The organism is Pseudomonas sp. NFX15 (assembly GCF_049132105.1).
In the GTDB taxonomy this organism is placed as follows: Bacteria; Pseudomonadota; Gammaproteobacteria; order Pseudomonadales; family Pseudomonadaceae; genus Aquipseudomonas.
This window is the reverse complement of sequence record NZ_JAFMPV010000049.1, coordinates 1-9,396: the sequence shown is the minus strand read 5'-3', so window position 1 is coordinate 9,396 and position 9,396 is coordinate 1. Positions and strand designations below refer to the sequence as shown.

At 59.4% G+C, this 9,396-nt stretch carries 10 protein-coding genes and 2 tRNA genes; 7 read left to right on the top strand and 5 right to left on the bottom strand.

The window, feature by feature from the left end:
* Positions 1-146: 146 nt before the first annotated feature.
* The 3 genes from sugE to rdgC all read right to left on the bottom strand — a co-directional run bounded on the left by sugE (position 147) and on the right by rdgC (position 2,637).
* A complete protein-coding gene (sugE, locus tag J1D76_RS27665) occupies positions 147-461 on the bottom strand; it encodes a quaternary ammonium compound efflux SMR transporter SugE (protein WP_421141531.1) in 315 nt (104 codons plus the stop codon).
* A gap of 157 nt (positions 462-618) precedes the next feature.
* Positions 619-1,584: a bile acid:sodium symporter family protein gene (locus J1D76_RS27660; protein WP_421141530.1), complete on the bottom strand. Its 966-nt coding sequence runs from the start codon at positions 1,582-1,584 to the stop codon at positions 619-621.
* Positions 1,585-1,716: 132 nt separating this feature from the next.
* The gene (gene rdgC, locus J1D76_RS27655) at positions 1,717-2,637 is read right to left on the bottom strand and encodes a recombination-associated protein RdgC (RefSeq protein WP_007969735.1); all 921 of its coding nucleotides are present in this window, start codon (positions 2,635-2,637) and stop codon (positions 1,717-1,719) included.
* A 159-nt stretch (positions 2,638-2,796) separates the two neighbouring features.
* Here rdgC and J1D76_RS27650 point away from each other — a divergent pair.
* A tRNA-Val gene (locus J1D76_RS27650) sits at positions 2,797-2,872 on the top strand.
* A 19-nt stretch (positions 2,873-2,891) separates the two neighbouring features.
* Positions 2,892-2,968 (top strand) — tRNA-Asp (locus J1D76_RS27645).
* Between the two features lie 181 nt (positions 2,969-3,149).
* On the opposite strand, the gene J1D76_RS27640 is transcribed toward J1D76_RS27645, so the two are convergent.
* Positions 3,150-4,286 carry a catalase family protein gene (locus J1D76_RS27640; RefSeq protein WP_421141529.1) on the bottom strand — a complete coding sequence of 379 codons (1,137 nt, stop codon included), beginning with the start codon at positions 4,284-4,286 and terminating at the stop codon, positions 3,150-3,152.
* Between the two features lie 28 nt (positions 4,287-4,314).
* Positions 4,315-6,117, bottom strand: coding sequence for a di-heme-cytochrome C peroxidase (locus tag J1D76_RS27635; protein WP_421141528.1), 1,803 nt, complete (start codon positions 6,115-6,117; stop codon positions 4,315-4,317).
* A gap of 269 nt (positions 6,118-6,386) precedes the next feature.
* Here J1D76_RS27635 and J1D76_RS27630 point away from each other — a divergent pair, with 269 nt between their 5' ends.
* From J1D76_RS27630 to J1D76_RS27610, 5 genes are all read left to right on the top strand, one after another.
* A complete protein-coding gene (locus J1D76_RS27630) occupies positions 6,387-7,103 on the top strand; it encodes an FKBP-type peptidyl-prolyl cis-trans isomerase (RefSeq protein ID WP_421141527.1) in 717 nt (238 codons plus the stop codon).
* Positions 7,104-7,394: 291 nt separating this feature from the next.
* Positions 7,395-7,850, top strand: a complete 456-nt coding sequence (locus J1D76_RS27625) for a YkvA family protein (protein ID WP_421141526.1) — start codon at positions 7,395-7,397, stop codon at positions 7,848-7,850.
* A 114-nt stretch (positions 7,851-7,964) separates the two neighbouring features.
* Complete coding sequence (locus J1D76_RS27620; protein ID WP_421141525.1) at positions 7,965-8,306, top strand: helix-turn-helix domain-containing protein; 342 nt, start codon at positions 7,965-7,967, stop codon at positions 8,304-8,306.
* Positions 8,303-8,674, top strand: coding sequence for a hypothetical protein (locus tag J1D76_RS27615; protein ID WP_003223109.1), 372 nt, complete (start codon positions 8,303-8,305; stop codon positions 8,672-8,674). The genes J1D76_RS27620 and J1D76_RS27615 overlap by 4 nt, the downstream gene beginning before the upstream one ends.
* Positions 8,675-9,109 (top strand): sel1 repeat family protein, encoded by a 435-nt coding sequence (locus J1D76_RS27610; RefSeq protein ID WP_421141524.1) that lies wholly within the window; start codon positions 8,675-8,677, stop codon positions 9,107-9,109.
* Positions 9,110-9,396: the final 287 nt, after the last annotated feature.

Below are 9,396 nucleotides of genomic sequence, written 5' to 3'. Positions count from 1 at the left end.
TTTCCAATTTTGGCCAGAAGCCGAAGACGGCTTCCACGAATAGGCCTAATACATAGATGCAACGGGGCAGCGGTTTTTCAAAAGCGGGTAGACAGTGGGGGCGAGTCCATACATAGGAGCTGGCTTGTAGCGAAGGCGTCAGCGGCCTAGGCGCTGACCTTCAGGCCAACCAACCCGGCGATGATCAACGCGACACTCGCCAACCGTATCAGCGCCATGGATTCGCCAAACAAAATGATCCCGGCGATCACCGTGCCCACCGCGCCAACCCCGGTCCAGATCGCATACGCCGTACCCAGAGGCAATTCCTTCATGGCAAGGCCCAGCAAGCCAAGGCTGATGGCCATGGCCGCAACGGTCAACACGGTCGGGAGCGGGCGGGTGAAACCGTCGGTGTACTTGAGGCCGACGGCCCAGCCCACTTCGAACAGGCCGGCGAAAAACAGAATGATCCAGGACATGAAGACCTCCATCGTCTGACGGGGTCGTCCCCTGATTAATGACTCGATCGAGCCGCGAGGTCGTCCTCGCGAGGCGCAATATACTGCCCAGCATTAACCCGGGGATCAAGTTTTCGGATCAAGATCGCGGATCAAGATCGCGGATCAAGATCACAAATCAGTCAGCGGACTGTTGCGCTGCCATTTGCCGATCTTGCTTCTCGCTCATGCGGCGGAAATACGTCGAGAGCAATGCCCCGGAAATGTTGTGCCACACACTGAACAATGCGCTGGGTACTGCCGCCAGCGGCGAGAAGTGCGCACTGGCCAGGGCCGCACCCAACCCGGAGTTCTGCATGCCGACTTCCAGCGCCAGGGACTTGCGCTGGGCCAGGGGCAACTTGAACAGGCGTGCGGTGAAATAACCCAGCAAAAAGCCGAAGCTGTTGTGCAGCATGACCACGGCCATGATCAACAGGCCCGACTCGGCAATCTTCGCCTGGCTGGCGGCGACCACGGCGGCGACGATGATCACGATGCTCACCACCGAAACCAGCGGTAAAACCTCCACCGCATGGCGCACTTTGTCACCCAGCAGCCGTTGCGCGAGCACGCCCAGCACAATGGGCAACAACACCACTTGCAGGATTGACCAGAACAAGTCCGTGAACGATACCGGCAACCAGGCCGAGGCCAGCAACCAGATCAGCGCCGGGGTCAGCAACGGGGCGAGGAGGGTGGTGACGGCGGCGATGGCCACCGACAGCGCCAGGTCGCCGCGGGCCAGCCAGGTCATCACGTTGGACGATGTGCCGCTCGGGCAGCATCCGACCAGGATCACGCCGACGGCGATTTCCGGCGGCAAGTGGAACGCCTGGCAGAGCAACCACGCCACGCCGGGCATGATCACGAAATGTGCAACCACGCCCAGGGCCACGCGCCATGGATGGCGAGCGACTTCGGCGAAGTCTTCGAGTTTGAGAGTCAGGCCCATGCCGAACATCACAAGCCCCAGCAAGGGCACAATGGCGCCTTTGAGGCCGAGGAACCACGCCGGTTGCAGGAATGCCAGGACCGCGAAAATCAGGACCCAGTAAGCGAATGTGTTGCCGACAAAACGACTCAATGCAGCCAGTGCGCGCATGGCCTGATCCTTAATATTAGAAATACGAGGGATTATGTAGGAGCTGGCTTGCCAGCGAAGGCGTCGTTATGACCTGTGCATGGCTTGTCGGCCTCTTCGCTGGCAAGCCAGCTCCTACAGCTCACCGTTGGGTTAGATGCCCTGCGGCGTCTCTTCGCCACCCAATGCTTCAACCAGCGCCGGCAGGAAGTCGCCGAAGGTCAGCATCATCAGGGTGAAGCTGGCGTCCAGTTGGCCCAGGGCTTCGTCGCCGCCGTCCTGTTCCGCCTGGTCTTGCAGCAGGTCTTCGAACTTCAGGCGCTTGACCACCATTTTGTCGTCGAGGACGAACGACAGTTTGTCCTGCCAGGCCAGCGACAGCTGAGTGACCACTTTGCCGGTGCTCAGGTGCAACTGGATTTCTTCGCTGGTCAGGTCCTGGCGCTTGCAACGCACGATGCCGCCGTCTTCGTGGGTGTCGCGCAATTCGCACTCGTCCAGCACAAAGAAATCGTCCGCCGCTTTCTGCGTGGTGACCCACTCGGTCATCGTTGCCGTCGGGGACATTTTTACCGTCAGCGGACGCACCGGCAGGGTGCCGATCACTTCGCGCAGGGTCGACAGCAGGTCTTCGGCGCGTTTCGGGCTGGCCGAGTTGACCAGGATCAGTCCCTGTTTCGGCGCGATGGCGGCGAAGGTCGACGAGCGACGGATAAAGGCTCGCGGCAGGAAAGCCTGGATGATTTCATCCTTGATCTGGTCGCGTTCCTTCTTATAGACCTTGCGCATTTGCTCGGCCTCGATCTCTTCGACCTTTTCCTTGACCGCGTCACGCACGACGCTGCCCGGCAAAATACGTTCTTCCTTGCGCGCCGATACCAGCAGGAAGTCGCCGCTGACGTGCACCAGTGGCGCATCTTCGCCTTTGCCGAACGGCGCGACGAAACCGTAGGTGGTCAACTCCTGGCTTGCACAGGGGCGCGCCAGTTTGGTGGCCAGTGCAGTTTCCAACGCCTCGGCATCAACAGGCAGATCTTGGGTCAGGCGATAGATAAGCAGGTTTTTGAACCACATGGGGTGAGTCTCTCCTTTATACAAAGGGGGGCATTATTGTCTTCGCCGTGCCATAGGCCAACCTTTCTCTAAGCCTTTGGAAGGACTCGGAAAATTATTTTAAAAAGTGCTTGCCAGAGGTTGGGTCGCTCCGTAGAATGCGCGCCACACCGAAGCGAAGGGTGATTAGCTCAGCTGGGAGAGCGTCTGCCTTACAAGCAGAATGTCGGCGGTTCGATCCCGTCATCACCCACCATTCGTTTCAAGCGTTTAGCGCAGCGGTAGTTCAGTCGGTTAGAATACCGGCCTGTCACGCCGGGGGTCGCGGGTTCGAGTCCCGTCCGCTGCGCCATATTCGGTCACCTGGAACACTGAACGCCAGGTCACCACAGAAAGCCCGCCTTGTGCGGGCTTTTTGCTGGCTGGCGTTTGGCTTTGTACAGGAGCGAGCTTGCTCGCGAAGGTCGTGTACGATCACGCGCAAATCCAGATGCCCAGCGCTGGCCTAAGGTTTTTCGCGAGCAAGCTCGCTCCTACAGTCCGGCGTTGCGGCTGTGCCGGTAGTCGCTGACGGCCTCATACACGGCTTTGCGCAAGCGATTGATCCCGCCAATCGGGCGATGTGCCTCGATGCCGAACCAGGGATTGAACGACTGGTTGTCACACTGCAGGTTAAGCGCCGGTGTATCGAAATCCTGCGCCGGCACCTTGATTCGCGCCACCATTTCGAAAGGCGCATCGCTTTCACGCCACTCAATGCTAGTGTCTTCAATCGGCATATACCGGTTGGCGTCCTGCCGCTGGATTTGCAAGGCGAAACACGCAGGCATCCGGTCGGTCGACAGCTGTTGATACAGCGCGTTGCGCAGGAAATTCGGCAACTTACGATTTTGTTCCGGCAGATTGTAGGCCGGGCAACTATCCGGATCGGGAGTAACCCGGAATTTTGCGTTGGCGTCACCGAACTTGTAGGGCGATACCGAAAAATACGTCGTCTGGGTCGGGCTCGACGGGGCGGGGGACAGTGTCGCCAGCGCGATAAACAGGTGGCGAACGTGCCAACTGCGCGGGTCCCAGCCTGGGAAGAACGCCATCATTTTTTTGCCGTCGGCCTGGGCGGCGACGTTCTGACGGTATTCAGCGACATTACTGACAAAGAAGTTCGGGTGGCTGAACATCACAAAGTCCTGCTCGGCTCGTCCCGGCTGATCGTCCAACAGTTGTTTGCCCGGCACCTCGTATAGTTTGATCGCCATGCCCCGGGCGTCGCGGATGCTGTCGAACTGCGGGTAGGCATTGCCGTTGGACAGGCGCATCGTCGCTTGCCAGGTTTTCCCCGGTTCGCTGAACACACCCTGGCGCAGGTCGCTTGCCAGTTCCGGCAACACCTGAACTTCGGCTTTTACGCAACCGTGGGCCTTGGCATGGGCGTCGCGCAGGTATCGAGTGCTTTCACGGTGCTGATCGACGATGCGCACGGCGGTCTGGATGACGTCCTGGGTCATCGCCGCTTCCCCGTCGGGAATCAACTCCTGCGCCGAGACCGGCCCGCGATGCTGCCAGGCGAACCAGGCACTGCCCAAGGCCCAGCCCAGCACACCGAGCCCCACTAGCCACAGCAGCAACTTGCCGAGACAAGCGCCCAGGCGCAACCAGAGTGTTATCAGCATGGGAGCGTCCCTTTGATAAAGGTTTTAGTCATGGCAGTTGCGCTTCCAGCGGGCCGCCCAGCACTTTCAGATACTCCAGCAGCGCCCAGCGTTCCTCCGGCAGCAAGCCGCGGCCGATGACGCCATTGCCGAGTTTGCCGGCTCGGAATTCGTGACCGCTGTTGTGGTTGCCGGTGATCCCCGTGTCGAACTGAAACCCGTTGGCAAAGGCCTCGGTGCGATAACCCAGATGCCGCGGGTCGTATTCGAACGTGCCTTTGTAGAACGTGGTCGCCCGTTCATCCTGAGGCGACAGCAATTGATAAATACTCGGCACCGAACCGTTGTGCAGGAACGGTGGCGTCGCCCAAACGCCCGCCAATGGCCTGGCTTTGTACGCGCGTAATTCACGCACGCCAATCGGCAAGCCGAATCCATCCATTTGCGGTCGTTCGGCAGGGGGGATGTTGGCGTCTTGATAGGCACGGTCGCGGACAAATGCCGTGACGTAAGCCAATCCCTTCGCCACGGACATCCTGCTCAAGTCCAGTGGCTCGGTGGGTTTGGGCTCTACATCGAGTTTTTCCAGTTCGTCCTGTTTCCATTGAAGCGCTGTGAGGTCGAAGCGATGGTCGGCAATGTTGTTGGCCGCGCCGGGGTCGGTACCCATGTACTCCACCGGGACCATTTTCAGGTGTTGAACGTTTCGCTCTTTGCCCGGAGTGATCCGCGGTACATGGCAGCCCGCGCAGTTTTCGGCGAACAGGATGCGTCCCTTGGCCGCCAGCGGTTTGTCGACCACGCCCAACAAGTCTTCTGGCCAGGCAGGTGGTGCAAGGCGTTGCAGGGTTTCTTCGATCAGGTGCAGATCACGCACGCGAACGCTGGAGGGATAACGGGCATCACCGGTCAGCGGTTGGCCGTTTTTGTCGAAGAAATCCAGGGTGGCGCCGACCCCCAGGGCCTCACCGATGTTGCGCGCCATTGGTTGTTTCGCCGAGCCGTTCCACTGCACCCATTCGAACGTCCACATGTCCCATAACTGCGGATAGTCCACCGGGGCATTGGCCACGCGATAGTTCTCGGGGGAAATCGCGTCGCCAAAGCTCGCATTGGCGATGCGCCCGAAGGCGTCTGCACGCCCCGGTCCTTCCTCGGTCGGATAGAGCCCACGATGGGTGTCATTCCAGGCCACTTTGAGGAAGGTATCCAGCGAAGCCTTGAAGTCTTTGCGTAGCTGTTGGCGCTGCGTGTCGTAGTCCTGGCCCAGCACGTTGCGTGCGAAACGTTCGAATTTCCATGGGTTGTAGTAAGTCGACACCAGGCTGGCGACCAAGGCTTGTCCGAAACTGCCACCCTTGAGCGTAGGAACACTGGACGGCAGCACATGCTGCGCCGAGCCGCCATCAATGCGCACGGCTTGCCCCTTGAAGCGCAGTTCACCGGTGTGGCAGGCCGCGCAGGTGATGTCCAGAAACCGCCCCGTGTTCCCGGCATTTTGGTGTTGGGTAAAGCCAACAGGCAGATTGCCAGGGTTGGTTGCACTCGCTTTCTGGCCAGGGTCCACCAGAAAACCGAAACGAGCGAGGTACTCGGGAGCGGCGAAGCGTTGTTGCGAGAAGGGCAGTTCGAGGGCGGTGAACCAGTCGTAGCGCAGGCCCTTGACCTGCGTGCCTTGGGGCGTGAAGTAATAGGTTTCCCGGTCGGCGGCGCTCCATTGCTCCAGGTAATGTACCTGTTCGGCAGGTGTCCAGGCCGGCAACTTCGGGTTGGCGACGTAGTAAAGCACCACGGCCAGGACCAGCCCTAGCAGTGCGGCGACGAAAACCAGCAGGCGAAGGAGATGGCGCAAGATAAACATCCTTGTCGAATTATCTTGCCGTTATGCCCGAGCGTCCGGGGTGGGGCAAGAGGCCATTACGCCAGATGTTGTAGGTTCCGGAACCAGCCGCTGTCGGAGCTGGATGAAAGAAGCTTCATCAGCCGAAATGTGAAATGCGTTTAAACACCTGAACTTATCAATCGATTCGGGCTCTCATGCCGGTAGCCATTGGTCGTGGCGGCCTGATAAGCTCGCGGCTTTACTCGATTGCCCTTTAGGCGCATGAACAAGGAAATAGCATGAAACAGCATCGGTTGGCGGCGGCGGTGGCCCTGGTTAGCCTGGTACTTGCGGGTTGTGATTCGCAGACCAGCGTAGAGCTGAAAACTCCGGCGCAAAAAGCTTCCTACGGAATCGGCCTGAACATGGGCAAGAGCCTGGCTCAGGAAGGCATGGACGACCTGGATTCCAAAGCTGTAGCCCAGGGCATCGAAGATGCCGTCGGCAAGAAAGAACAGAAACTCAAGGACGAAGACCTGGTTGAAGCGTTCGCCGCACTGCAAAAACGTGCCGAAGAACGTATGGCCAAGATGAGCGAAGAGTCGGCTGCTGCCGGCAAGAAATTCCTCGAAGAAAACGGCAAGAAAGCCGGCGTGACCACTACCGCTTCGGGTCTGCAGTACGAAGTCGTGAAGAAAGCCGATGGCCCTCAGCCAAAACCGTCTGACGTGGTGACCGTTCACTACACCGGCAAGCTGACCAACGGCACCGTGTTCGACAGCTCCGTCGAACGCGGCAGCCCGATCGACCTGCCAGTGAGCGGTGTGATCCCGGGTTGGGTCGAAGGCCTGCAACTGATGCACGTTGGTGAGAAATACAAGCTGTACATCCCGGCTGACCTGGCTTACGGCGCACAAAGCCCAAGCCCGGCGATTCCGGCCAACTCGGTTCTGGTTTTCGACTTGGAACTGCTGGCCATCAAGGATCCAGCCAAAGAAGACGCCGCTGCCAAGTAACAGCGCCTGCTTCGCTGACAACGCCTCGCTTATGCGGGGCGTTGTTGCATCTGGCATTCGGTACGGGTAAACAAATCGAACAGACGCTCTAGACCGGAGTCTTAGGCATAGGCGTGTTGGCGGTAGACGCACACGGCCGCCAAGTCAATGAAATTATGGGTTTTTTTTGATGAGTAAAAAACGCCCGATCTGAACGCAGGCCTTGTAAAACGGGGCTTTCAGCGATGAAAAGCAGCTCTGTTCACAAGGTTATCCACAATTTGTGTGGATAACATTTCAACGGGAGGAATGATGAAAGCACCCTGGAATTTCGCTCGTTTCCTGCCCTTGGCCGGACGCCTGTTGGCACGCGGCCGACTACCCACCCTGCTATTCGCTGTCGCTAGCAAAGGCGCGAGCCAGGGCTATCGATTGGGCAAGGTCAAGGATGACTTGCGGCTGTTGCAGTCGCTCTGCCTGGCCTACTGGCGTGGTGAGTATCGCGCCATCAGCCCCAAGGCCCTGATTTCGGTGGTCGCGGGCCTGATGTACTTCCTCAGCCCGGTGGATGCAATCCCGGATTTCATTCCGGTATTCGGCATGCTCGATGACATCGCGGTGCTGGCCTGGCTGATGAAAGTCCTCGACGACGAACTCACCGCCTTCCGCGCCTGGCGTAATCGACAGGTGCCAGAAAAGCTCGCCGTGGTCGAACGTCTGCCGCCGACCCCCGAGCAACTGCAACTGCAAGGCCCGAAAAAACGCTGAGTCGAATGCGACCTGATCGCAGATTGATACCCCCCGCGACCTTGGCCGCTGTTAGGATTACACTTCTAGGGAAAAGTGCCGACTCGCTAAGTGTTTTTGTCCTACGGGGTAGTCATGGATATTCAGATAATTACACGCGAAGGCGAGCCCGAATATGCGGTTCTGCCATGGGCTCAGTATCAGGCGTTACTGAAAGCAGCAGGCATCAAGGAGCAAGCATCGCCCGAAGCCACGAAGCTACAGGCGGCAGCACCAGACGCGATTCTTCCGGGTCTGGATCAACTACGCAGTTTGCGCGAAGGGAAGGGCATCGCCATCGAGGCGCTGGCCCGCACGGTAGGCATCAGCCCGTCTTACCTGGCCATGATCGAAAGTGGCGAGCGTCTGCCCGACGCCGCGATTCGCCGTAGCCTTGCCTGGGAATTGACGGTGCCAGGGTGGAGGGATGAATCGTGAGCGTACGCATCAGTCGTCAGCATTGGGACGGATTGTTGGGCGAACTGGATCAGGCGCGTCGCCAGCGCCATTTGTTGACGTACCGTGCGTTGTTGGAACGTCTGCAGCTGCCGACCCCGGCCATGCAGACCCTGACGGCCGCTCTTGAGCATCTGGCGGCCCTGGACGCCAAGGCGGAGCAGCCATTGCGCAGCTCACTGGTGATCAGCCAAGGCGCGAGCCGCCTGCCGCGCACTGGATTCTTTGAATGTGTCGAACGCCTGGGACGTTTCTCCGGGCCGTCCGACGGCGTGGCTGCAGCGTCATGGCACGCCTCGGAAGTGGTGCGGGTGTTTGAGTACGAATACCCGGAATCGGCGGAGGCCTGAGTGTTCTTGAAACTCAAGGCGCGAGCCGGTTACTGGCTCGCCCGGCGCTTGTTTCATTGGTCGTGGTTCGTCCGTCAGCCACGTGGCTGGCGCTGGCTAGAGGGCCAGTTCGCCCGCATGGCCAACCTGGGCGATGTCGGCGCCCAGAGCTTCTATGGGCACATCCTGACGTTTCGTGGCGTCGGCCTGGGTGCTCGTGAGGAAGGCGTGCGTTTGTTGCGCCTGGCGGCGTTGGCGGGCGATGGCAAGGCCGCGTATCAAGTGGGCGTGATCAGTTTGGCCGGGACGCCACGCAAGGCGCCGGATCCGCTTGAGGCGGCGAGATTCTGGGCGATCGCGGCGAAGGCCGGCCATCCGTTGGCGCCTATCAAGCTCAACGAACTGGCAGCGCGCAATCCTACGGATTCAATCGATAGGTCTGACAGATCTACCTGACATGAGGGCAATCCTCATGTCGTGTTTTTGCTTTAGCGAATTGCCCTACATCAACATCATCCTTTCCTGACTTCTTTCCTGGCGGATCCTCCGCAAAGTCCCTCGCGCCAATTGTCCTGTGCGCGGGGTTGTTCATGCTTGATCGCGTTTTGCCTGCTAATTCCCGCTTTGCGGTGCGCTGATGGATCAGATCGCCCGCATCGAGGAGGAACTCGACCACTTTCCGCGCACCCTGAGCCTGTACCGCGAGCAGCTCACCGGTTTTTTCAACCGTAACGCCGACAAGG

Coding starts and splice junctions, on each gene's coding strand:
- sugE (WP_421141531.1), bottom strand. CDS start 461: ATGTCCTGGATCATTCTGTTTTTCGCCGGCCTGTTCGAAGTGGGCTGG.
- J1D76_RS27660 (WP_421141530.1), bottom strand. CDS start 1,584: ATGCGCGCACTGGCTGCATTGAGTCGTTTTGTCGGCAACACATTCGCT.
- rdgC (WP_007969735.1), bottom strand. CDS start 2,637: ATGTGGTTCAAAAACCTGCTTATCTATCGCCTGACCCAAGATCTGCCT.
- J1D76_RS27640 (WP_421141529.1), bottom strand. CDS start 4,286: ATGCTGATAACACTCTGGTTGCGCCTGGGCGCTTGTCTCGGCAAGTTG.
- J1D76_RS27630 (WP_421141527.1), top strand. CDS start 6,387: ATGAAACAGCATCGGTTGGCGGCGGCGGTGGCCCTGGTTAGCCTGGTA.
- J1D76_RS27625 (WP_421141526.1), top strand. CDS start 7,395: ATGAAAGCACCCTGGAATTTCGCTCGTTTCCTGCCCTTGGCCGGACGC.
- J1D76_RS27620 (WP_421141525.1), top strand. CDS start 7,965: ATGGATATTCAGATAATTACACGCGAAGGCGAGCCCGAATATGCGGTT.